At 61.4% G+C, this 21,490-nt stretch carries 21 protein-coding genes and 1 other RNA gene; 15 read left to right on the top strand and 7 right to left on the bottom strand.

What is annotated here, in order from left to right; translation table 11 throughout:
* Window positions 1-76 precede the first annotated feature (76 nt).
* From LOY69_RS03980 to ssrA, 6 genes are all read left to right on the top strand, one after another.
* On the top strand, window positions 77-901 hold the full coding sequence (locus tag LOY69_RS03980; protein ID WP_110595981.1) for a (Fe-S)-binding protein: 825 nt from the start codon (window positions 77-79) through the stop codon (window positions 899-901).
* Window positions 898-2,352: a LutB/LldF family L-lactate oxidation iron-sulfur protein gene (locus LOY69_RS03975; RefSeq protein ID WP_102878319.1), complete on the top strand. Its 1,455-nt coding sequence runs from the start codon at window positions 898-900 to the stop codon at window positions 2,350-2,352. Before LOY69_RS03980 ends, LOY69_RS03975 begins: the two co-directional genes overlap by 4 nt.
* Window positions 2,352-3,023 (top strand): LutC/YkgG family protein, encoded by a 672-nt coding sequence (locus LOY69_RS03970; RefSeq protein WP_265074162.1) that lies wholly within the window; start codon window positions 2,352-2,354, stop codon window positions 3,021-3,023. Before LOY69_RS03975 ends, LOY69_RS03970 begins: the two co-directional genes overlap by 1 nt.
* Window positions 3,020-5,830, top strand: coding sequence for an FAD-binding and (Fe-S)-binding domain-containing protein (locus tag LOY69_RS03965; RefSeq protein ID WP_265074161.1), 2,811 nt, complete (start codon window positions 3,020-3,022; stop codon window positions 5,828-5,830). The genes LOY69_RS03970 and LOY69_RS03965 overlap by 4 nt, the downstream gene beginning before the upstream one ends.
* Window positions 5,831-6,041: 211 nt before the next feature.
* Window positions 6,042-6,329, top strand: a complete 288-nt coding sequence (locus LOY69_RS03960; protein WP_102878316.1) for a hypothetical protein — start codon at window positions 6,042-6,044, stop codon at window positions 6,327-6,329.
* An 87-nt stretch (window positions 6,330-6,416) separates the two neighbouring features.
* Window positions 6,417-6,809, top strand: a transfer-messenger RNA (tmRNA) gene (gene ssrA / locus LOY69_RS03955).
* A 513-nt stretch (window positions 6,810-7,322) separates the two neighbouring features.
* Here the strand turns inward: ssrA and LOY69_RS03950 are convergent.
* Entirely contained in the window at window positions 7,323-8,171 is an 849-nt protein-coding gene (locus LOY69_RS03950) for a helix-turn-helix domain-containing protein (RefSeq protein WP_102878315.1), read from the bottom strand.
* Window positions 8,172-8,328: 157 nt separating this feature from the next.
* Here LOY69_RS03950 and LOY69_RS03945 point away from each other — a divergent pair, with 157 nt between their 5' ends.
* From LOY69_RS03945 to LOY69_RS03935, 3 genes are all read left to right on the top strand, one after another.
* Window positions 8,329-8,877 carry a GNAT family N-acetyltransferase gene (locus LOY69_RS03945; RefSeq protein ID WP_102878314.1) on the top strand — a complete coding sequence of 183 codons (549 nt, stop codon included), beginning with the start codon at window positions 8,329-8,331 and terminating at the stop codon, window positions 8,875-8,877.
* Between the two features lie 298 nt (window positions 8,878-9,175).
* Window positions 9,176-9,613: a GNAT family N-acetyltransferase gene (locus tag LOY69_RS03940; RefSeq protein WP_102878313.1), complete on the top strand. Its 438-nt coding sequence runs from the start codon at window positions 9,176-9,178 to the stop codon at window positions 9,611-9,613.
* Between the two features lie 641 nt (window positions 9,614-10,254).
* Window positions 10,255-10,632 carry a DUF6124 family protein gene (locus tag LOY69_RS03935; RefSeq protein WP_110653086.1) on the top strand — a complete coding sequence of 126 codons (378 nt, stop codon included), beginning with the start codon at window positions 10,255-10,257 and terminating at the stop codon, window positions 10,630-10,632.
* A gap of 149 nt (window positions 10,633-10,781) precedes the next feature.
* Here LOY69_RS03935 and LOY69_RS03930 read toward each other — a convergent pair whose 3' ends face one another.
* The 4 genes from LOY69_RS03930 to LOY69_RS03915 form a co-directional block, all read right to left on the bottom strand.
* Window positions 10,782-11,774 (bottom strand): TerC family protein, encoded by a 993-nt coding sequence (locus tag LOY69_RS03930; protein ID WP_102878311.1) that lies wholly within the window; start codon window positions 11,772-11,774, stop codon window positions 10,782-10,784.
* 262 nt (window positions 11,775-12,036) lie between these two features.
* Window positions 12,037-12,492 (bottom strand): GNAT family N-acetyltransferase, encoded by a 456-nt coding sequence (locus LOY69_RS03925; protein WP_110595972.1) that lies wholly within the window; start codon window positions 12,490-12,492, stop codon window positions 12,037-12,039.
* Between the two features lie 70 nt (window positions 12,493-12,562).
* On the bottom strand, window positions 12,563-14,203 hold the full coding sequence (locus LOY69_RS03920; protein WP_265074160.1) for an ArnT family glycosyltransferase: 1,641 nt from the start codon (window positions 14,201-14,203) through the stop codon (window positions 12,563-12,565).
* Between the two features lie 247 nt (window positions 14,204-14,450).
* The gene (locus tag LOY69_RS03915; RefSeq protein WP_110595970.1) at window positions 14,451-15,335 is read right to left on the bottom strand and encodes an EamA family transporter; all 885 of its coding nucleotides are present in this window, start codon (window positions 15,333-15,335) and stop codon (window positions 14,451-14,453) included.
* A gap of 115 nt (window positions 15,336-15,450) precedes the next feature.
* Between LOY69_RS03915 and LOY69_RS03910 the strand changes: the two genes are divergently transcribed.
* On the top strand, window positions 15,451-16,233 hold the full coding sequence (locus LOY69_RS03910; protein WP_265074159.1) for an AraC family transcriptional regulator: 783 nt from the start codon (window positions 15,451-15,453) through the stop codon (window positions 16,231-16,233).
* A 26-nt stretch (window positions 16,234-16,259) separates the two neighbouring features.
* Here LOY69_RS03910 and LOY69_RS03905 read toward each other — a convergent pair whose 3' ends face one another.
* Window positions 16,260-16,577, bottom strand: a complete 318-nt coding sequence (locus LOY69_RS03905; RefSeq protein ID WP_011059155.1) for a hypothetical protein — start codon at window positions 16,575-16,577, stop codon at window positions 16,260-16,262.
* A 367-nt stretch (window positions 16,578-16,944) separates the two neighbouring features.
* Here LOY69_RS03905 and LOY69_RS03900 point away from each other — a divergent pair, with 367 nt between their 5' ends.
* The 5 genes from LOY69_RS03900 to LOY69_RS03880 all read left to right on the top strand — a co-directional run bounded on the left by LOY69_RS03900 (window position 16,945) and on the right by LOY69_RS03880 (window position 20,859).
* Window positions 16,945-17,415: a hypothetical protein gene (locus LOY69_RS03900; protein WP_222933437.1), complete on the top strand. Its 471-nt coding sequence runs from the start codon at window positions 16,945-16,947 to the stop codon at window positions 17,413-17,415.
* Window positions 17,416-17,503: 88 nt separating this feature from the next.
* On the top strand, window positions 17,504-17,992 hold the full coding sequence (locus tag LOY69_RS03895; RefSeq protein ID WP_170001227.1) for a hypothetical protein: 489 nt from the start codon (window positions 17,504-17,506) through the stop codon (window positions 17,990-17,992).
* Window positions 17,993-18,154: 162 nt separating this feature from the next.
* Window positions 18,155-19,621 (top strand): ArnT family glycosyltransferase, encoded by a 1,467-nt coding sequence (locus LOY69_RS03890; protein ID WP_265074158.1) that lies wholly within the window; start codon window positions 18,155-18,157, stop codon window positions 19,619-19,621.
* 146 nt (window positions 19,622-19,767) lie between these two features.
* The gene (locus tag LOY69_RS03885) at window positions 19,768-20,316 is read left to right on the top strand and encodes a hypothetical protein (protein ID WP_249735472.1); all 549 of its coding nucleotides are present in this window, start codon (window positions 19,768-19,770) and stop codon (window positions 20,314-20,316) included.
* 84 nt (window positions 20,317-20,400) lie between these two features.
* The gene (locus tag LOY69_RS03880) at window positions 20,401-20,859 is read left to right on the top strand and encodes a hypothetical protein (RefSeq protein ID WP_102878303.1); all 459 of its coding nucleotides are present in this window, start codon (window positions 20,401-20,403) and stop codon (window positions 20,857-20,859) included.
* 42 nt (window positions 20,860-20,901) lie between these two features.
* Here the strand turns inward: LOY69_RS03880 and LOY69_RS03875 are convergent, their stop codons facing one another.
* Window positions 20,902-21,459, bottom strand: coding sequence for a pesticin C-terminus-like muramidase (locus LOY69_RS03875; protein WP_102878302.1), 558 nt, complete (start codon window positions 21,457-21,459; stop codon window positions 20,902-20,904).
* Window positions 21,460-21,490: the final 31 nt, after the last annotated feature.

Raw genomic sequence — 21,490 nt, 5'->3', positions numbered from 1 at the left:
GCTGCTGAAAGCTTGCTGGTTTATCTTTCAGCCGTCGCGACGGACGAATAACCGGGACCACCCGGAGACACGCCTGATGAGCGAGCTTTTCTACAACGCCGTGCCCAATGCGACTCGTGTCGCGCCACCGCTGGCCGAACCCCGGCAGTACCCCAGCGCGAAGCCGTCGCGGGTTTACCTGTTCGGCACCTGCGTGGTCGATCTGTTCTATCCCGAAGCCGGGATGGACGCGATTCACCTGCTGGAGCGCGAAGGCATTCGCGTGGAGTACCCGCAAGGGCAAAGCTGCTGCGGCCAACCCGCCTACACCTCGGGTTACACCGAGCAGGCGCGCACCGTGGCCCGCTCGCAACTGGCGCTGTTTGCCGGCGACTATCCGGTGGTGGTGCCGTCGGGTTCCTGCGCGGGCATGCTGCGCGAGCATTACGCGGACTTGTTCAAGGACGAGCCCGAAACCCTGAAACAGGTGCAGGCCCTGGCCGCCCGCACCTACGAGCTGGCCGAGTTTCTCCTGCACGTGTGCAAGGTGCAGTTCAAGGACAGCGGCGCCCCGGTCAAGGTGGCGCTGCACACCTCCTGCTCGGCTCGACGGGAAATGAACACCCACCTGCACGGCCGTGAGTTGCTGTCACAGCTGAGCAACGTGGAACGGGTAGAACACAGCCACGAAAGCGAATGCTGTGGCTTTGGCGGGACTTTCAGCGTCCGAATGCCGGACATCTCCGGCGCCATGGTTGCGGACAAGACCCGGGCGCTGAAGGAATCCGGCGCGCATCAGGTACTGAGTGCCGATTGCGGCTGCTTGATGAACATCAACGGCGCGCTGGAGAAACAGCAAGAGGCATTGCGCGGCCAGCACCTGGCGAGCTTCCTCTGGCAACGTACCGGAGGTGCACAATGAGCACCCCCGAGCTGATTCCGACCACCAACGTGGCGGACGATTTCCGAACCCGGGCCCACGAAGCCCTGGGGGACAAACAACTGCGAAACAACTTTCGCAGCGCCATGGACTCACTCATGGCCAAGCGTGCGGCCTCGTTCAGCGATGCCCACGAAAGAGAACACCTACGCGCCCTGGGCAACGCGATTCGCGCCCGGGCGCTGTCCAAGCTGCCCGACCTGCTCGAGCGCCTGGAACAGAACCTGACCCGCAACGGTGTGACAGTGCACTGGGCGGAAACGGTGGACGAAGCCAATGGCATCGTCCTCTCGATCATCCGCGCTCACGAGGCGCGGCAAGTGATCAAGGGCAAATCGATGGTCAGCGAAGAGATGGAAATGAACCATGTCCTCGCTGAACAAGGCATTGAATGCCTTGAGTCGGACATGGGCGAGTTCATCGTCCAGCTCGACCACGAGAAGCCTTCACACATCATTATGCCGGCGATCCACAAGAATGCCGGTCAGGTCGCGTCCTTGTTCCACGACAAACTCGGCGTGGAGTACACCAAGGACGTTGACCAACTCATTCAGATCGGTCGCAAGGTCTTGCGGCAGAAATTCTTCGAAGCCGATATCGGCGTCTCCGGCGTCAACTTCGCCGTGGCCGAGACCGGCACCCTGCTGCTGGTGGAAAACGAAGGCAACGGGCGCATGTCCACCACCGTGCCGCCAGTGCACATTGCCGTCACCGGGATCGAGAAAGTCGTCGAGAACCTGCGCGATGTGGTGCCGCTGCTTTCACTGCTGACCCGCTCGGCCCTCGGCCAGCCCATCACCACCTACGTCAACATGATCTCCGGCCCGCGCAAAGAGCATGAGCTGGACGGCCCCCAGGAAGTGCACCTGGTGCTGCTGGACAACGGCCGCAGCCAGGCCTTTGCCGACAGCGAACTGCGCCAGACCCTGAACTGCATCCGCTGCGGCGCCTGCATGAACCACTGCCCGGTCTACACCCGAGTCGGCGGCCACACCTACGGCGAGGTCTACCCGGGGCCTATCGGCAAGATCATCACCCCGCACATGGTCGGCCTAGCCAAGGTGCCGGATCACCCCAGCGCCTCGTCGCTGTGCGGCGCCTGTGGCGAAGTCTGCCCGGTAAAGATCCCGATCCCGGCGCTGCTGCGACGCCTGCGGGAAGAGAACGTCAAGGCCCCGGACAGCCCGCATCAAGTGATGCGCGGTCAGGGCAGCAAGTACTCGCGCAAGGAACGTTTCATCTGGAACGCCTGGGCCCGCCTCAACAGCTCGCCGACCCTGTATCGCCTGTTCACCCTGGCCGCCACCCGCCTGCGCGCCCTCACCCCGAGCAAGGTCGGCCCCTGGACGCAGAACCACAGCGCGCCAAAACCCGCCGCCCGGTCGCTGCATGACCTGGCCCGTGAGCACCTGGACAAGCAGGGAGACCGCTGATGAGCGCGAAACACAATATCCTCGCCAAGCTGCGCAACAGCCTCGCCGGCACCACGCCGATTGTGGATAACTTCGACGAGGCGCTGGTCACCCAGCCTTACAGCTACACGGCGGAACAACGCATTCCGCAACTGCGCAAACAGATGGAAGCGGTGCACACCGAAATCCACCTGAGCACCGGCGCCGACTGGCCTGAACTGCTGGCCCGGCTGCTGCAGGAGCGCCAGCTGCCCAGCCTGCTGATCGCCCCGAGCACGCCCCATGGCCAGCGGGTCACCCAGTACTGGGCCGAGCACCCGCAACTGCCGGCACTCAAGGCCTACGACCGCCCGCTGGAAGAGTGGAAAGCCGAGCTGTTCAACGACACCCCGGCCAGCCTCACCACCACCCTGGGTGCCATCGCCGCCACCGGTAGCCTGATCCTCTGGCCAACCCGGGAAGAACCGCGGCTGATGAGCCTGGTGCCGCCGGTGCATTTCGCCCTGCTCAAGGCCAGCGAAATCCGCGACAACTTCTATCAGGTGCAGGAACAGATGAACTGGGCCGCCGGCATGCCGACCAACGCACTGCTGGTGTCCGGCCCGTCGAAGACCGCTGATATCGAACAAGTCCTGGCTTACGGCGCCCACGGCCCGAAAGACCTGGTGGTGCTGATCCTGGAGGACCAATGAGCCTACCGGCCGCTTTTCTACGTGATGCCCAGCAACTGATTCCCCAGGAGCGGCGTTTCGACGACCCGCTCTCGACCCTGGCCTTCGGCACCGATGCCAGCTTCTACCGGCTGATCCCCAAGCTGGTGATCCGCGTCGAATCCGAAGATGAAGTGGTCGCCCTGCTCCAGCTGGCCCAGCGCGACCGGGTGCCGGTGACCTTCCGCGCCGCCGGCACCAGCCTGTCCGGGCAGGCCATCAGCGACTCGGTGCTGATCGTTCTGGGGGATAACTGGAACGGCAAGGAGATTCGCCATCAGGGTACGCAGATTCGTCTGCAGCCCGGGGTGATCGGCGCCCAGGCCAATGCCTGGCTGGCGCCGTTCGGGCGCAAGATCGGCCCCGACCCTGCCTCGATCAACGCCTGCAAGATCGGCGGCATCGTCGCCAACAACGCCAGCGGCATGTGCTGCGGCACCGCGCAGAACACCTATCACACCCTAGCCGGCATCCGTCTGGTGCTGGCCGATGGCACGCGCCTGGACACCGAGGATGCCGCCAGCATCGCCGCCTTCCGCGCCAGCCATGGTCCGTTGCTGGAGCGCCTGGCCGAACTGGGCCGCAGCACCCGCGCCAACAGCGAGCTGGCAGCGAAGATCCGCCACAAATACCGGCTGAAAAACACCACTGGCCTGTCCCTCAATGCCCTGGTGGATTTCGACGAGCCGCTGGACATCCTCAGCCATCTGCTGGTGGGCTCCGAGGGCACCCTGGGCTTTATCAGCGCGGTGACCTACGACACGGTAATCGACCACCCGAACAAGGCCTCGGCGCTGATCGTCTTTCCCGACGTAGAAACCTGCTGCAACGCGGTGACCGTGCTCAAGAGCCAGCCAGTGTCGGCAGTGGAGCTGCTGGACCGCCGCAGCCTGCGCTCGGTGCAGGACAAGCCCGGCATGCCGGCTTTCGTCCAGCAGCTCTCGGCCAACGCCTGCGCGCTGCTGATCGAGTCCCGCGCCGCGTCCTCGTCGCTACTGCACGAGCAACTGGCGCAGATCATGAATTCCCTGGCCGCCTTCCCGGTGGAAAAACAGGTGGACTTCACCGAAGACCCACAGGAAAACGCCAAGCTCTGGGCGATCCGCAAGGACACCTTCCCGGCGGTCGGCGCGGTGCGCAAGACCGGCACCACGGTGATCATCGAAGACGTGACCTTCCCCGTGGAGCAGCTGGCCATCGGCGTCAACCGCCTGATCGAGCTGTTCGACAAGCACCACTACGACGAAGCGATCCTCTTCGGCCATGCCCTGGAGGGCAACCTGCACTTCGTCTTCACCCAGGGCTTCAACAGCAGCGAGGAAGTGAACCGCTACCAGGCGTTCATGGACGACGTGGCGCAACTGGTGGCCGTGGAGTTCGGCGGATCGCTGAAGGCCGAGCACGGCACCGGACGCAACATGGCGCCCTTTGTAGAGCTGGAATGGGGCAGCGATGCCTACCAGCTAATGTGGCAGCTCAAGCGCCTGCTGGACCCCAACGGCATCCTCAACCCGGACGTGGTGCTCAGCGACGATCCGCAGATCCACCTGAAGCATCTCAAGCCGCTGCCGGCGGCCGACGAGATTGTGGATAAGTGCATCGAGTGCGGTTTCTGCGAGCCGGTGTGCCCATCCAAGGGCCTGACCCTGAGCCCGCGCCAGCGCATCGTCATCTGGCGCGACATCCAGGCACGTAAACGCGCCGGCATCGACACCTCCGAGCTGGAGGCGGCCTATCAGTACCAGGGCATCGACACCTGCGCCGCCACCGGCCTGTGCGCCCAGCGCTGCCCGGTGGGCATCAACACCGGCGAGCTGGTGAAGAAACTGCGCAGCGAGCACGCCACTCACACCGGCACCGCCGACTGGCTCGGCTCGCACTTCGCCAGCACCTTGCAGGGCGCGCGCTTCACCCTGCACGTGGCCAACGGTGCGCGCATGCTCCTGGGAGCGCCGCGCCTGAGCAAGCTGTCGGCGAGCCTGACGCGCCTGTCCAAAGGCCGGGTGCCGCAGTGGAATAACGCCATGCCGCAACCGGAAAAGGCCATTCGCTTCAGCCCGAGCGTCAGCGACGCGCGCCCGCGAGTGGTGTACCTGGCGGCCTGCGTGTCCCGAGTGATGGGGCCAGCAGCAGGCGACAAGGAACAATCGTCGCTCTACGAAAAAACCCGCGGCCTGCTGGAAAAGGCCGGCTATCAAGTGGTGCTGCCGGACAACCTGGACAACCTCTGCTGCGGCCAGCCATTCGCCTCCAAGGGCTACGCCACCCAGGCCGAAGACAAGCGCCAGGAACTGATCGGCGCCCTGCTTCATGCCAGCCGTGGCGGCCTTGACCCGATCTACTGCGACACCAGTCCCTGCACCCTGCGTCTGGTGCAGGACCTGGGGGATGTGCGCCTGGACCTCTACGACCCGGTGCGCTTCATCCGCACCCACCTGCTGGAGCGCCTGGAGTTCACCCCCCAGGAAGCGCCAATCGCCGTGCACGTCACCTGCAGCACCCAGCACCTGGGCGAGAGCCAGGCGCTGATCGAACTGGCCCGGCGTTGCAGCAACAACGTGGTGATCCCCGAAGGCATCCACTGCTGTGGTTTCGCCGGCGACAAGGGCTTCACCACCCCGGAGCTCAATGCCCACTCCCTGCGCAGCCTCAAGGACGCGGTGCAGTATTGCAGCGAAGGCATCTCCACCAGCCGCACCTGTGAAATCGGCCTCAGCCAGCACGGCGGGATCGACTATCACGGGCTGGTCTACCTGGTGGACCGGGTCACACGGGCCAAGACGGTCTGACTTCAGGGGCGGAACAACAAGGGGCGTTTTCGCCCCTTTTTTTTGCCTGCTTAAACGCGATAACGGCTGTTCCAGTTCATCGCAAAAAAAACAGAACCCCGGCGCACCGCTGTAGTCCATTTTCCAGGCCCGCACAAAAAGGGCTTAGCCCCATTCGGCCGCCCGTCCTGTTGACCGGCAACGCCGAGCCCCTGCGATCAAGGAGATAACCATGAAGCGTTCTGCACTGGCTGGACTGTTCATCACCGCCGCGATGCTGGCCTCCCCGGTGTTTGCCGCCGGGCAAGAGGACCTGTGCCAGATCAACCTGCAAAAGATCAAGGATGCCAAGGTCAGCACCGAGGCCATGAGCTCGGACTTGAGCAGCAACATCGACGCCAAGGTCCAGCAAGCCACCGCCGAACAGGCCAAAGGCACCGAGGAAGGCACCAAGAACTGCATCTCCCTGACCACCCAGGCGATCCAGCAATTGCAGAACAACACCAAGGGCGGTCAATAGGTCGATGCATTGGCCAACCTTCGGGTTGGCCTTCTGCGCTCGCTTAGCGTAGAATCCGCCCACCTGTTGGTAATGCACAACAGGTTCGGGGCCGTTTAGGATTCGACGCCGGTTGCGAAACTTTAGGTGCATGCCGAGTTGGTAACAGAACTCGTAAATCCACTGTTGCAACTTCCTATAGTTGCCAATGACGAAACCTACGGGGATTACGCTCTCGCTGCGTAAGCAGCCTTAGCCCTTCCCCCCTGGTACCTTCGGGTCCAGCAATCATCAGGGGATGTCTGTAAACCCAAAATGATTGTCATATAGAACAGAATCGCCGTGCAGTACGTTGTGGACGAAGCGGCTAAAACTTACACAACTCGCCCAAAGCACCCTGCCCGTCGGGTCGCTGAGGGTTAACTCAATAGACACGGCTAAGCATGTAGTACCGACAGCGGAGTACTGGCGGACGGGGGTTCAAATCCCCCGGCTCCACCAACTCAACAAGAAAAGACGTCCTTGGACGTCTTTTTTTGTGCCTGAGATCCAGAAAATACAGGACCTTGGCGCCTACTAGCGTCCACAGACGTCCGACAAAATCCCCACCTTCTTGTATTCCACAAGGTATTCCAAGCCCTTCAGGGGTAGTTTTTGGAATACCGAATGATGTCATAGAGTGCTGAACCGCCTTGATTTAGTAGACGTATTCGAGTGATTGCATTTGGCTGACTCCGTTGAAAAAGTCGGCCATGGTTTCTGCAGAAGAAAATAATGCGTCCGAAGTTGAGTTCTTTACTTCGGCAAAGGCTTCCGAACTCAGATTTCAGTTAGTCGTTTGCAAAAAAGGCGTTTTAACCAGTCACGATTCAATCCGTTTAGGCAGTCCGATTCTCAACAGAATCTGCAGAATGCTGCTTGCTGTGAAATGCGGTAGCCGACCTAAAGCGAACGCTCTATATGTAATCAAAATGTAGTGCACCTTCCCTCCTCTATTTCGACCGCAGGTCAGTCCTATCCCCCATCCTCCCTCTTGTGCTTACGATAACGGGACAGCGAAATCCCCGTTTGGCGCTTGAAGTAGCGACACAAGTAAGATGCGTCGGCAAAGTTCAGTTCGTCGGCCACACGGCCAATAGCCAAGTCACTGTATGAAAGAAGCGCCTTGATTTCCAAGGTTACCTGCCGATCAATCAGGCCCTTGGGTGTGTCATTGAAAAACGCTTTGGTCAACTGCGACAGGTAGAACGGCGTGATATTCAGTGCGTCGGCGTAGAACTTCACATCTCGGTGGCGCACACAATGTTTGCCTATCAATTCCCAGAAGCGCCAACTGAGCATTTCCTTCCGGCTGAATCCCCTGTTTTCTATTTGGCTGGCTGGAAGTTGCTCGGCTATTTTCAAAAAGAGGTTCTGCAGCTGATTGCGCAACATGATGCGTTGGTAGGTGGGGCAGGTCTGCGCAATGTTCCGCATCTGCGTCACCCAGCCCTCTATCAACGGCATGTCGTCCCTGGATGGAACGCAATGAGGATGGTCATGCAGAAATACGAACAACGTATTTGGCAGTGGGTAGGCAACCTCAGCGGCAAAACTTTTCGGCATAAGGCAGAAAAACACCTTGAAGCGGCGCGAGCGACGTTTGAGCAAGGCAATAGTGTCCTCAGCCAGCAGCATCACAGCACCGCGCCTAACCGCATGCTCTTTGAAGTTAAGTGTGAAGTGGGCACTACCGGAGAGGCACACCAGCAGCGTCAAATAAGCGTGACCGAAGGAAAGCGGTAAACCTAGCCCTTCCGCTAGCGTGGTTTCTCCCATCCGCATCAAGTCGCCAGGAACGGAAAGTTTCGGAATGTGATGCATAGTGACCCAGCGCTACAACAAACAAGAGCCAAAATCCTATCACCGCTTGGCGCAGCTGTTTCTAAAAGTACCGAAAAAGCCGAGGTACTGACGTGTACCGATGATATGCCTCCCAATACTCTGTCCTGAACGAATCAATCCATTACGAGTACAGGACATGACACTTAAAACAGAACGACTCTTGCTGCGCCCCTGGCAGGACACAGACGCCGATGATCTATACGAATATGCCAAAGACGCCCGAGTCGGCCCTATCGCTGGCTGGCCCCCCCACACCAGTGTGGAGAACAGTGCCGACATCATCCGTACGGTCTTCAATCACCCCGAGGTGTACGCGGTCGAATTGAAGGAAAATCGCCGTGCTGTTGGTTGTGTGGGCATTCTCATAGGCAGCAACAGCAATTTTGAAATCAGTGAGCAGGAAGGGGAAATCGCCTACTGGATCGGCGTGCCGTACTGGGGTAAAGGCCTGATTCCGGAAGCAGTACGTGAAGTGATGCGACACGCCTTTGAAAACCTGAACCTCAAAGCACTTTGGTGTGGTTACTTCGCCAACAACATCCAGTCCTATGCTGCTCAATCGAAGTGTGGCTTTCGCTTTCATCACACGGAAGAAAACAAATACAACCAGTTCCTCCAAGACTATCGGACAGAACACATTAGCCGTATCACCTACCAAGAATGGCTGGACCATACGAAAGAGTAAGGACACAAACCAAAGGCACCGATGTACGGCGGCCACAACCGACGAACGCAGCCTGGTGACGACGTAAACCGCACGAACGCGGGAGAGGAATTCAAACCTTACTTGGAACTGCACGGAGAGCTAACCGGAATCCCCCCCCGCCGCCGCAGCACTGCTGCGAACAGCAACAGCAAGAATGCGAAGCCTTGCCGCAGGACAGCGCCGACCTGTTCGCCGCGCTGCTGGTGAAGGCGCAGGATGAACTAAATACCCATGAAAGTTAATTGAGCCTCATCAACACCCCAACTCAGGAGACTCTATGAAAATCTCACTTACCCAAATAACGCAACAAAACTATGAGGCGATTTGTGAACTGGAGGTCACTGAAGAACAGGAAGACTACGTGGCAAGTAATACCTGGTCGCTCGTTGAGGCTGCGTACAACCCAGGCTACTTCACACGCGCCATAATCGCGGATGGAGAGCCTGTAGGCTTTTTTATGTGGGTGCAGGAATCAAAAGGCAAAGTCTCTATCTGGCGCTTTATGGTGGACAAAGAACATCAGCAGAAATCCATCGGCAGAGTAGCGCTGGGTCTCGCCCTCCATGAAATAAAACAGATCGCAGATTTGAAAGAAATTGAAATTTGCTACAACCCCAAGAACATCGTAGCTAAAGGGTTTTACTCCAGCTTCGGGTTTGTCGAGGTTGGTATGGATGCAGACGGCGAAGATATGCTGGCGAGGATCAGGATTTGAACTTCGCCAAATACAATCCGAGCTTTGCACAAAAGTTCTAATTACCTTCAACTCCAATCGCTTTTGATTCCGAAAGCCCTACGCCATGCAAGCTTTTCCCGACGCTGTACTTCGACGATGAGCATGTGACCATCCTCTACACCGCCGGGGACGCACTTCTCGCCGTGGCGCAAGCGCTAGACGATATCGGGGTTCCTGGTAGCCAACCAAACGAAGCACCAACAAAGCGCGCCTTGCGCGGGCTTTGTTGATGCTGGCCTTAACGTTCAGCCACCATCGCCAACCGCCCCTCCCCACTCTCACGGACCGAGCATTGGTTGCCCCAAAGCAGCGTTAAGTCTCTTTCTATTGTGCGAACTTTCCTAGAAACTCCTAGCCGCTTGCGCCTACCCCCTCACCCTGGCTAGCCTCGATCCGTCACTGCAAATTCAGTGACCGGGTTTAGCAGCTCGACGTGTAACTAGGCGCATGGTGCCCCCATTACGTGGCGCTTTTTTGGCTCCGTTTTATGGCGGCCGTGCGCAGGGCACCTTCGGGTGCGCCGGGGTCCTAGTCACCGGTCTGCTAACCTGCGAACGGCCGCCACCCTATCGTTTAGCAGCGACGGTGAAGGCTCCTATCTCTGTACTAGGAGTTACGCCATGAAAAAGCTCGTCCCCGATCCGCCCCTCACCGCTGCACAGCGCGGCAGAAACCCCGAACACGATCTGGCCAATCAGCAGATCCGGCAGAAACTGTCACTTCAGCCTGCCGATGTACCTCTGATCCAGTCACTGAAAAAAACCATCAGCACCCCAGTAAGTCGCGACTCTCTTTTCTCAGTACGCGGCGGCATCAACGCCGAAGAAGCCCTGCTCCACGTCTCCCTGCTGCTCAAAAGCGCCGAAGAAGTCTCCGATGAAATCACCGAGCGCGGCAGTGGCATCGAGCGTGGTCTGATCTGGTCCCTGGTGCATTCGGTGGAGATGGCGCGAGCGGTGGTAGATGCCTTGCTCGATGGCAGTCGCCACAGGCCCTAGAGGTAGCAGGCCTCGTAAAAGCACAGCGCGGCAGCACGACCTGCCGCGCTGTTTTGTAGCGCTCGAATGAAACCGGACACGCACTCAGTCGAGAATGCGCGCCCGGTCCAGGTGTCTGATGCCTCAACAAGGCTGCTGTCCATCGGGATCTAAACCTGCGGACCAGCAGACACCTGCCCGCGGGTTTTCCACAGCGACACCAGCACTCCGCCCAGCAGCAAAGCCAGGGTCACACTCAAGGAAATGACCGCTGGAATCTTGCCGATGATGCCGACCATGAAGATCTTGCCGCCGATAAACACCAGCACCAGCGCCAGGGCGTACTTGAGATAGGCGAAGCGGTGAATCATCGCTGCCAGGGCGAAATACAACGCCCGCAGACCGAGGATGGCGAAGATGTTCGAGGTGTAGACGATGAACGGGTCCTGGGTGATGGCAAAGATCGCCGGGACGCTGTCCACCGCGAACACCAGGTCGGCGCACTCGATCAGCACCAGGGCCAGGAACAACGGCGTGGCCCAGACCACGGACGTACCACTGGCATCGGCCTGGCGAACGAAGAAGCGCCCTTCATGCAGGCGATCGGTCACCCGCATGTGCTTGCGCAGGAACTTCACCAGCAGGTTTTCGCTGAGGTCGGGGTGATCATCGAGCTTGCTGAACAGCATCTTTACCCCAGTCAGCAGCAGGAAGACGCCGAACCCATAGAGAATCCAACTGAACTCGGCGATCAGCGCCGCACCGAGGCCAATCATGATGGCGCGTAGCACTATCACGCCGAGAATTCCCCAGAACAGCACCTCATGCTGATACTGCCGCGGAATGGACAGAAAGCTGAAGATCATCGCCATCAGGAACACGTTGTCCATCGACAACGATTTCTCGATCAGAAAGCCGGTGTAGAAATCCATCCCGGCGTCACCGCCCTTGACCTGCCAGACCCAAAGGCCGAACAGCAAGCCAGCCGCGATATAGCCCGCAGACAGCAGCAGACTTTCACGAACGCCGATTTCTCGATGCTCACGGTGCAGCACCCCAAGGTCGAAGACCAGCAGGCCGACAACGATGCTGATAAACGCGAACCAAAGCCACGTAGCGGTGCCGAGAAACTCAGCAAAAAAGAAGGATTCAAGGGCTGTCATGAGTGCGCCTCCCAGTGTCGAAGTTGTACAAACTGCAACTCCGACATGGCAGCGATTAGCTGTCAGAGGGGCCCGGCGTTGTGAGGAAAAAACTAAATAGCCGCATGGGGTTTCGCAACAATGCAAGAGTTGCAAGTTATGTCTATTTGCAAGACCTCAGTGGCGCTCATCACCTGGCGCCAGCGCACTCGGCGGTCGCCAGTCTGCGGGCTCAATTCGCAGCGGCATCAGCACCGAAGAAGCCCGCCCCGCGTGTTCTTCCTCAAGGGCTCAGGGCCCGCTCCATGATCAGCGTCAACTCCTCGCCCTCGTAATGCTCGCGTACCCGGACAAACCCCAGGCGTGCATAAAAGCCTTCGGCGGTGACCGACGAGGGCACCACCAGCGAGGTCAAACCCGAGTCCAGTGCTGCCTGCTCGACCGCGGCCATCAGTTGCCGGCCCAGACCATGGCCGTGGTACGCCGGATCGACAAACACTGAACGCACCGCGCGCCCGTCGAGGCTGGCGGTGCCCAGCAATTCCCCGTCCACCAGGGCGACGAACATCTGCCGGCGCTGCATCAGTTGGCGCACAGAATCGGTGGTGAAGCTGGCCTGGACCCGCTCGATCACACTGGCGGGATAGTCCTGGGCATTGCTGGTGAGCAAGGCCGCCAGGATCACTTGGCTGACCCTCGCGGCATCGGCCTCTAGGGCCGGACGAACCTGGCATTCCATGACCACTCCCTGGTTTCAACGCGGATCGCAGGGGCCAAAAATACGACCCGCACCACTCGCTGCCAAGGACTTACTGCAACTGAAACACCAAACAGGGATTGTCATTCAAGCGCCCCTCGTACACCGGCTGCTGGTTTTCCAGCGAGGTGCCCTGGAGCTTCTCTCGATCCTTGCGCGCCACGATCACCCAGGAGCCGTGGGGCAATGTGTCCAGTTGTCCGGGGGCGTCGCCGCTGACAAACAGCGGCTGTTCGTCGTGGTCCAGGTTCATCATGTAGCGCACGGCCCAGGTGTCCTGGCCCAGGTTGAAGAACACCAGGGGGCCGTGTTCGGCCGCGCGCAGTTGTTCCACCTGGGAAACAAAACCCTGGGTGTCGAACTGCAGATCCTTGGCCGGGTCCACCACCGCCACCAGCAGCGTCCATTGCGCCGCCAGGGCCAGTCCGCTGAGCAGTACCAGCCGCCGGCCGAAACTGCCCAGGGTCTTGCGCCAGCAGTACAGAGCCAGCAGTTGCAACAGGACAAAGATCGCGATCAGCAACGGCATGGACACCGGCGGCCAGTAACCGTGTTTGTGCCAGCTGTGTTTAAGAACGAGCAGCACCAGGATGCACAACCCCGGCAGCGCACCCACCAACCAAAGGTAGGCGCTGCGCATCTTGCCCATTCTGCCCCGGACCATGAGCAGGCCGTAGGCGGCCACCGCAGCGAACATCGGCACCATGGGCAAGATGTAATAGGCGCGTTTGAAATGCGGCACCGACAAGCCCAGCAGGATCATCAGGCCGCAGGCGCCAAGACGCAGTACCAGGCGCAGCTGCGGGTCGGCATGGCGCCGGAACACTTGGCGACGCAGCATCCACAGCGTCGCCAGGGCCAGGGGCACCACAGGGAAGTAGCGGTACAACGCCAACTGAAAGTAGAAGTAGAACGGCTCGCCACTCTCATCCAGACGCCCGCCCACCTGCATGTGGTAGACCTGCTGCACAAAGGCCTCGCCACCGCTGAGATAAGCCAGCTTCAACAGCAGCCACCAACAGGCTGCCAGCAACAGCAGACCGCTGAAGCCGTAGCCGAGCACGCGCTTGAACAAGATACGGCGCGCCTCCTGGGTACGGCTCTCGCCCAACAGCCAATAGGTGCAGACCACGCCGCAGACTTCCACCAGCCCCAAGGGCCCGCGAATGGCGAAGGCCAGCACGAACAGCGGCAGCACCATCAGTGGCCGCAGCCGCGAGCCGCGCTGTTCGCCGCTGTGCAGCAGGTAGAAAGCCCCCAGGCACAGCAGTGAAACCATCTGGTCCAGGCACACCGAGCGGGACTTGTCCAACAGCTGACTGGTCAGCGCCGTCAGCAGTACCGCGAGCAGCGCCCAGGTGCGCCCCGAAGGCGCCAGCAGGCGATACAGCAACGCCAGCACCCCGGCCGAAGCCAGCGCAGTGGGCAGGATATTGGCCAAGTGATTGGGGGCGCCGAAGGCCTGGGCAAACAGGTAGCTGAAGAAGGTCGCGGTAGCCGGATAGTCCGGATAGGGCTGGCCGTAAGTGGTGGGGAACAGGCTCGGCCCGTGACGGAACATCTCCTGCAGAAACAGCGCCCAACGGCCGTCGAAACCCTGGGGCTGCTCGTCCCAGATGCCAAAGGTGAACAGCAGCAGGGCCACCAGGTAGATACCCCAGGACTCAATCCCGAAACGCGTTTCTCGAACCATCTTCGCCCCACCAGAAAGTGCCGTGCCATAAGCTCGGCGTAAGGCTGGACATGGTGCGCGCGATACCCCTGAACGGTGACTGAACGAGGATAAGAAACCCGCCTGCGCCACCGACTGTCACCGACTGTAGCCGCTGCCGAGCCCGCGAGGCTGCGAAAAGGCCCACAGGGCCTTGCCTGACGTTTTCCACATAAACCTGTGATGGCGACGGAGTGCCGCCCAAAGCGTTCGCAGCCTGCGGCAGCGGCTACAGGGACCGGCGATGCAGGGCCGAAAACCGGCGCCAGTCAAACTGCCCCACTGCCAGCGCCAGCAGGATCAGGCCCATGGATACAGCCTCATCGACCCCGACCCGCTGCCCCAGGATCAACACCGACCCGGCCATGCCGAACACCGGGATCAGCAACGACAAGGGCGCCACCCGAGAGACCGGATACTCCCGCAGCAACAGGTTCCAGCCCCAGTAACAGAAGTGCGTTGCCGCATAGACCTGGAACATCAGGGACAAGGCCGCACTGGCGGACACCTGCCCGGCCAGTTGCAGAAACGGCGCACTCCCATGGCTTATCCAGGTCAACGCCAGCAGCGGCAACGGCGCAAACAGGCTGGCCCAGACCACGAAGGCGAACACCTCGCGAACCCCACAGCGCTTGATGATGACGTTGCCCACACTCCAGCTGAAGGCGCTCACCAGCAGCAAGGCGTAACCCAGGCTGGTGGCGTGCCCGGGGCTGTCGCCGATGATCCGCAGCAGCCCCCACAAAGCAATGGCCGTGGCCAGAACCTGCTGCCAGCGCAGGCGCTCGCCGAACAGCAACACGCCCCAGCCCAGGGAAAAAAAGGCGCTGAACTGGATCAACAGCGAAGCCGTGCCCGGAGCCACGCCCTGCTCAATTCCCAGGTTGATCAGCGCCCACATGGCCACGCCGAAAATCAGCCCGTAGGCCGCCAACCAGGCGAATGCCACCGGCGGGCGAGGTATCAGCCATACCCAGGGCAACGCCGCCAGGGTGAAGCGCAAGGCGGTAAGCAGCAATGGATCGATACTCGCCAGCCCAAGCTTGGTGATGGGGAAGTTCAGGCCCCACAAGGCCGTCACCAGCAAGGCCAGGAACAGGTGTTTTTTCTGCATGTCGCGCGGTCCAGGAAAGGCGGCCACGAGCAAATCCCCGGCCGGGGCCGAACTATCGCCGGAGCACGCCATGGCCCGCTTGCAGTATCAGGTCAACTATCAGTAGATTCGGGCCATGCGACCTATCGATATCGATCACTACGAAAACATCCCCCGAGACGCGCTGGTCACGGCCATCGACTATGCGGACGGCCAGTACTTCGCCGAACACCAGCATCGACGCGGGCAGTTCGCCTACGCCGCTACCGGGGTCATCAGCGTCTACACCGAACAGGGCAACTGGGTGGTGCCGCCACAGCGGGCCATTTGGGTGCCGGCCGGGGTGACCCATGCCATGCACATGAGCGGGCCGGTGACCATGCTCAACACCTATGTGCGCCCCCGGGCGGCAAAGCGCCTGGGCTTGCCGGAGCAATGCGAGGTGCGGGAAGTGTCCGAGTTGCTGCGCCAGCTACTGCTGCGGGCCATGCACCTCCCCACGCTCTACGCCAGGGACGGTGTGCCGGGGCAGTTGATGAACCTGCTGCTGCATGAAGTCGCCAGCATGCCGGCCTTGACCCTCAACGCCCCGCTGCCGGACGAGCCGCGGCTGGCCAGGGTCTGTCGCGAGCTGCTGGAACAGCCATCGCTGGAGTTGGGGATCGATGCCATAGCCGAGCGCGCCGGCATGAGCCGTCGTACCTTCACCCGGCTGTTTCGCCAGCACACCGGCATCAGTTTCGTCGAATGGCGCCAGCAGGCCTGCCTGTTGGCGGCCGTGGTGCGCCTGGGCCAGGGCGAGGCCGTGACCCGGGTCGCCAGCGACCTGGGCTACAGCAGCCCGAGTGCCTTCAGCAGTGTGTTTCGCAAGGTCCTGGGCGAGGCGCCCAGTCGTTACTTTGCCCGGGCCCGGGCCTGAAGGACCCGAGCCTGAGCGAGGCCGTGCTAGAGGAACACGGCGGACAACATCCCCAGCGCACCGAGGCAGAAGCCGATCAAGGCGCCGCGCCCGGGCGCCTGCTGGAACAGCGCCCAGATCACCAGCGGCTCCAGAAGCAGCAGCGACGTCACCGAGACCACGGTGATGATCCAGATGTCGCCAACCGCCACGTAACCCAGCCAGTAGGCCGCCAGCAGACAGATACCGCCCAGGCACATGATCAGCACCGGCAACGCCAGTTCGGCACCGGAGGTGTTGCCGGAATGGGCCAGCCGCGCCACCACCACTTCACTGTAGATGGCGCAGAACTCGCCCAGCACCATCAGCCCTACAGCAGAAACTCCGAGTAATTCTTTGGACATGTAACAAACCCCTTGGTATTGAGAGCCCGATTTTTCAGCTCCCAGGCATTGATCGCTCCGCTAACGGAGCCTGTATCTCGATGCGCAGGGGTACGGGGCAACTCGGTAATCGTCAGGAACTTGAACATGTCCATCTCCTTCTGGGTGGGTGACGCAAGCCGGGCCCGTGAACAGTCGACGGGCCGCTGCCTGTATAAGGGATTTTCTGCCCCGACGTCATCCACCAGAGAACATTGACCGCGAAAAAACCACGCAAACTCCACAATCAAATTGCCTACTTGCCGATAGCCTGGGTCCGGTCATCCTCAGCCTGAAGCCCGTGCCCACCATGCCCCAAACGTCCAATTCCGTTCGCACCCTGAGTCCCTATCACTGGATCGCCACGTACTTCATCGGCGTTGCGGGACTGGCCTTGGCCCTGATGCTGGTGGTCAATCTGATCCTGCTGAGCACCAGCCAGACGCCGTGGCAATCGCTGCTCAACTCCCTGTCGTTCAGCGTGGCGGTGCTGATGGTGAGCCTGGTGCTGATTACCCTGATCGCCGCCTTGCCGTGCATCCTGTTCTTCTGGCTGGCCCAGCGCTTTACCTGGCGCCGCCTGTGGATCTACCTGGTGAGTGGAGCCCTGGCGGCGCAGTTCGCCATTCCCGTGATGACCCAGCTGCTCCCCGAACTCTTCAACCTCCCGCACGGCGTCAGCGCTGCGCTGCACTATTTACAGCTGGCATCGATGTTCGGCGGCTGCGGGGTGTTTCTGGGGGTAGTGTTCTGGTGGCGCAGCGGGCGTCACTTGCGCTGAGCCGAGCCTTTATTCACCACCGGCCCGACGCCAAGCAACCCGCCCCTTGAGCAGGGCCAAAGCAGCCACCCATATAGCGATCTTTTCCATGTCCGTAACAACTCCACCCCAACGCAGCGTGCAGCCAGAAGACTGGTTCGCCGCCTACTTCATCGGCGTCACGGCCATGGCCGTGATCCTGGCCTTGCTGATCATGCTGGCGATGCTGGCCAGCGCCGGCTCGTTGAACGCAGACATCATTACCCAGACGCTGTTCGTGGGCCTGCTGACCCTAGTGGTCAGTGGCGTGCTGATCGGCATTATCACGGCCCTGCCCTGCGCCCTGTTCTTCTGGCTGGCCCAACGGTTTGCCTGGCGCAATGTGCTGATCTACCTGTTCTGCGGTGCACTGGCGGCGATGCCGACCATTCCCGTGGTAGCCAGCCTGGTGCCCTCCAGCTTCTATACCGACCGCTACGAGGATGAACCGCTACCCGACGGTTTGCCGCGCTACCTGCCGCTGGCGCCATTGTTCGGCTGCTCGGGGGCTTTTCTGGGGCTGGTTTTCTGGTGGCGCAGCGGCCGTCATCTGCGCTGATCAACTCCCCAACACCGCGCGAACCGGTCCGCCTGAGCCCTCAAGACCGAACCGCACCTTTTCCCCCTACTTGTTCACAATTTGTTAAGAGTTGCCTCCGTATACTTTTGCGCTTGCCCGCGGCCTTCCGGCTGCGCCCCTCGATCTGCCGGCGCAAAACTCATGTCACGACCCGCTCCGCTGTTGTTCCTGCTGGCCTGCCTGCTGTTCTTCTTCGCCCTGGGCAACCACCAGTTGCAAGGTTCCACCGAAGCCCGGGTCGCCGGGATCGCCATGGAAATGCACCTGGATGATGACTGGGTCACGCCGCGCCTGTTCGGCACGCCGTTTCTGGAGAAACCGCCCCTGAGCCTGTGGCTCGACGCCGGCGCCATCCGCGCCTTCGGCGGCACGCCCCTGGCGGTGCGCCTGGCCTCGGCCTTCGCCGGGCTGATCAGCGTGATGCTGCTGTACGCCATGCTGCGCCGCTTCGGCCGGCCGGCCACCCTGGCCGCGGTGGCCGGGCTGATGCTGGCGACCATGGCCAGTTACTGGAGCAACGTGCGCGGCGTGGGTGAAGATGCCCTGCTCAGCCTGGGGGTGACCCTGGCCCTGCTGGCGTTCTTTCAGGCCCAGCGCCGTCAGGCCGAACGGCAACCGGCGCTGCTGGCCTGGCTGGCGTTTGCCGTCGGCATCGCCATCGCCACCCTGAGCAAGGGCGTGCTGGGCCTGGCCATGCCGGGGGTGGTGATCTTTGCCTACCTGCTGGCCGACAGCCTGATCGAAAAACGCTTCACCCTCAGCCACTGGTTGCGCCCCGGGTTGCTGACCCTGCTGGGCCTGGTGCCGCTGATGATCTGGCTGTACCTGCTCTACCAGCGCGGTGGCCTGCAAGCCCTGGGCGAAGTGCTGTGGACCAACAGCGTCGGGCGCTTCGGCGGCTCCTTTGTCGAGGCCGGGCACTACGAACCCTTCTATTACTACCTGGCCAAGCTGCCCCAGGCCTTCCTGCCGTGGAACATCCTGGTCTACCTGGGGCTGTGGCACTTCCGTAAAACCCTGGTGCAGAACCGCTACCTGCTGTTCTTCAGCCTCTGGTTGCTGGCGCAATTCACCCTGCTGTGCCTGGCCTCCAGCAAACGCACGGTGTACCTGATGTCCCTGACCCCGGCAGCGGCGGTGCTGGCGGCGGAATATGCCGCGGTGCTCTACCAGCGCCTGGCCCAGCGGGCCCTGGGCACGGGTTTCTGGAGTGCCGTGGGGCGCCAGCGCAAGGGCTTGCTGATAACGCTCATGGCCCTGGTGATCGGCGGCTATCTGGCCAACGCTCAATGGGCTGCGCCCAAGGCCGACCGCAAGCTGTCGTTCGTTCCGGTGACCGACCGGATCATGGCGTTGCAGGGTAGCGGGCACCAGCTGGCGCTGTACCAGGCCAACGAACGCATCGCCGGCGCCAGCGTGTTCTACACCCAAAGCCTGCTCAAGGACCTGCAGACCGAAGCGCAGTTGCTGGCCTTTCTGCGCGAGTCGCCGCAGCACATGGCGGTACTGGGCGGCGCCGAGGCGCCCAAGCCGCCGCTACAGATCCAGCAGACCCTCATGGTCGGCCGCCAGGCCTACTACTTCGTCAGCCTGGCGCCCGCCGGCTGAAGCGCAAAAAAACGGCACCTGAATCAGGTGCCGTTTGCCCATCCGCGCCGCCACACCCCTTGAACCCTTTCCCGCTGATACCCGCACGCCGCCCTTGAAACCATGACTCCTGCCCAACGACGGGCAATCCCCCCAAGGAGTCAGTCATGAGCATCACCGTTACCACCTCCACCCTGGACCAGGCCGTCGCCCAGAAGCGCTTCGACGATGCCTGCCGCTACCTGCGCCAATCCGATCTGGCCAACTTCCTCCTCGACGAGCTGATCGCCGTCAAAGAGGAACTGACCGTGGAAGTCACCAACTCCTCGGCGGCGGACAAGACCGACCGCTGGATTCCTCCGGCCGCCAACTCCACCACGTCCGCCGGACGCGTGGTGTGGAACCTCAAGTCCCAGGTGTACGCCATCGAGAAACAATACAAACAGCCGGACCTGAGCAACTTCCAGAAATTCCTCGCGCTGTTCGCCAGTGACCGGGTCGAGCGCCTGTCCCCGGCTCTGGTGCTGATGCATGAGTTGGGGCACGCCTGCCAGTTCCTCACCAACAAGGCCGAGTTCCGCAAGCAACTGGCGGACAAAAACATCCTTGAAGTGGAAAACATCAACGTCAACGCCATCGAGAACACCGTGGCCAAGGAGCTGACGGCGAAAAACAACAAGGAAGGCCTGCGCTGGGACTACCTCGACGCCCGCTGAGCCTTGTCCCCCGGCGATGCCCTGTCGCCGGGGTCCTCCCTGTGTTCGTGTCGGGCCCTAGCGGCCTGCAGAAGGAGTTGCCCCATGTTGATTCTGCGTTCACTGATCATCGGCCTGAGCCTGTTGGCCAGCGCCGCCCACGCCCTGGAAACCACCAGCACCCCGGCCGAAACCCTGAAGGCCTACGCCGCCACCCTGGGGAGCACCGCCGGCAGCAGCCAATGGCAGCAGCTGTGGAAACGCGCCCGGGACCAGGGCGCTTTCAATACCGCGGGCGAACAACCGCGCTTCACCATCACCCAGGACAAACTGCCGGACATGGCTCGCACCACCTTGAGCAATGCCAGCAGCGTAACCGCGCAAAACACCACCCAGGCGCTGTACCGCCATGAGTTTGCCACGCCCATCGGCCAGGCCCAGGGCAAGTCCCTCAAGGCGCTGTGCCTGTTGGTGGATTGGCGTTCGCTGCCCACCGGCACCCGGCCCGATGACACCAGCCACATGGGCAGTGCGAGCCTGCTGCAAATCATCCCCTGCCCCTGAAACCGACAAGCCGCCCAGGCCGTTAGCCTGGGCGGCAACGGCTCATGAAGCGATCTGCGAGCTCAGCAGATCGGCCTCCTTGCGCCGACGAGTGCCGTAGCTGTCGCCAAAGTTACGCAGGTTGGCCAGGGCACTGGACCAGTCGCGGGCCACCACCTGGGCCCAGAACTTCGGCGTGCGGCTGGCCAGGTCGCCGTACTGAAAAGCCACCGAGGCGATCACGGTCTGCATCGGTGCCGGCAGTTGGGCGAAATCCACCCCGCTGGCCTTGGCGTAGTTCGCCGCCAGGCGATCGACAAAGGGCGCCTTGAACGCCTCATCGATCAGCTCGGCCTCGTCACTGCCGATGCTCAAGGGCTGGCCATCGAGAAACGCCTTGGCCTTGAGCCCCGTCAGGCCCAGGTAGGGCGTCAAGCGCCGCACCAGATCTGCCGGCAGATTGAGCGCCTGCAAATCCTTCACCCCTCGCTGCCCCAGATCAAAGCCCGTGCCCACCGTGACCCCGCTCTTGCTGTTGGCCGCATCAGGCACATAACCGCGGGTCATGGCACCGCCTTCCAGAGCGGCGATAAAACTGAAATCAATCGCATAGCGTGACATGGATATTTCCTCCTCCAGTTGAAGAAAATCC

The organism is Pseudomonas sp. B21-059, assembly GCF_026016285.1.
Classification (GTDB): domain Bacteria; phylum Pseudomonadota; class Gammaproteobacteria; order Pseudomonadales; family Pseudomonadaceae; genus Aquipseudomonas; species Aquipseudomonas danubii.
Note: the sequence above shows the minus strand (reverse complement) of the source record. Positions and strands in the feature narration are given on the sequence as shown.

What these genes read in the sequence shown, in the direction of transcription:
- LOY69_RS03935 (WP_110653086.1), top strand. Translation starts at nt 10,255, where the DNA reads ATGAAAAAGCTCGTCCCCGATCCGCCCCTCACCGCTGCACAGCGCGGC.
- LOY69_RS03980 (WP_110595981.1), top strand. Translation starts at nt 77, where the DNA reads ATGAGCGAGCTTTTCTACAACGCCGTGCCCAATGCGACTCGTGTCGCG.
- LOY69_RS03960 (WP_102878316.1), top strand. Translation starts at nt 6,042, where the DNA reads ATGAAGCGTTCTGCACTGGCTGGACTGTTCATCACCGCCGCGATGCTG.
- LOY69_RS03965 (WP_265074161.1), top strand. Translation starts at nt 3,020, where the DNA reads ATGAGCCTACCGGCCGCTTTTCTACGTGATGCCCAGCAACTGATTCCC.
- LOY69_RS03905 (WP_011059155.1), bottom strand. Translation starts at nt 16,577, where the DNA reads ATGGTGCTGGGCGAGTTCTGCGCCATCTACAGTGAAGTGGTGGTGGCG.
- LOY69_RS03915 (WP_110595970.1), bottom strand. Translation starts at nt 15,335, where the DNA reads ATGCAGAAAAAACACCTGTTCCTGGCCTTGCTGGTGACGGCCTTGTGG.
- LOY69_RS03900 (WP_222933437.1), top strand. Translation starts at nt 16,945, where the DNA reads ATGCCCCAAACGTCCAATTCCGTTCGCACCCTGAGTCCCTATCACTGG.
- LOY69_RS03875 (WP_102878302.1), bottom strand. Translation starts at nt 21,459, where the DNA reads ATGTCACGCTATGCGATTGATTTCAGTTTTATCGCCGCTCTGGAAGGC.
- LOY69_RS03950 (WP_102878315.1), bottom strand. Translation starts at nt 8,171, where the DNA reads ATGCATCACATTCCGAAACTTTCCGTTCCTGGCGACTTGATGCGGATG.
- LOY69_RS03970 (WP_265074162.1), top strand. Translation starts at nt 2,352, where the DNA reads ATGAGCGCGAAACACAATATCCTCGCCAAGCTGCGCAACAGCCTCGCC.
- LOY69_RS03885 (WP_249735472.1), top strand. Translation starts at nt 19,768, where the DNA reads ATGAGCATCACCGTTACCACCTCCACCCTGGACCAGGCCGTCGCCCAG.
- LOY69_RS03895 (WP_170001227.1), top strand. Translation starts at nt 17,504, where the DNA reads ATGTCCGTAACAACTCCACCCCAACGCAGCGTGCAGCCAGAAGACTGG.
- LOY69_RS03925 (WP_110595972.1), bottom strand. Translation starts at nt 12,492, where the DNA reads ATGGAATGCCAGGTTCGTCCGGCCCTAGAGGCCGATGCCGCGAGGGTC.
- LOY69_RS03880 (WP_102878303.1), top strand. Translation starts at nt 20,401, where the DNA reads ATGTTGATTCTGCGTTCACTGATCATCGGCCTGAGCCTGTTGGCCAGC.
- LOY69_RS03910 (WP_265074159.1), top strand. Translation starts at nt 15,451, where the DNA reads ATGCGACCTATCGATATCGATCACTACGAAAACATCCCCCGAGACGCG.
- LOY69_RS03920 (WP_265074160.1), bottom strand. Translation starts at nt 14,203, where the DNA reads ATGGTTCGAGAAACGCGTTTCGGGATTGAGTCCTGGGGTATCTACCTG.
- LOY69_RS03930 (WP_102878311.1), bottom strand. Translation starts at nt 11,774, where the DNA reads ATGACAGCCCTTGAATCCTTCTTTTTTGCTGAGTTTCTCGGCACCGCT.
- LOY69_RS03890 (WP_265074158.1), top strand. Translation starts at nt 18,155, where the DNA reads ATGTCACGACCCGCTCCGCTGTTGTTCCTGCTGGCCTGCCTGCTGTTC.
- LOY69_RS03975 (WP_102878319.1), top strand. Translation starts at nt 898, where the DNA reads ATGAGCACCCCCGAGCTGATTCCGACCACCAACGTGGCGGACGATTTC.
- LOY69_RS03940 (WP_102878313.1), top strand. Translation starts at nt 9,176, where the DNA reads ATGAAAATCTCACTTACCCAAATAACGCAACAAAACTATGAGGCGATT.
- LOY69_RS03945 (WP_102878314.1), top strand. Translation starts at nt 8,329, where the DNA reads ATGACACTTAAAACAGAACGACTCTTGCTGCGCCCCTGGCAGGACACA.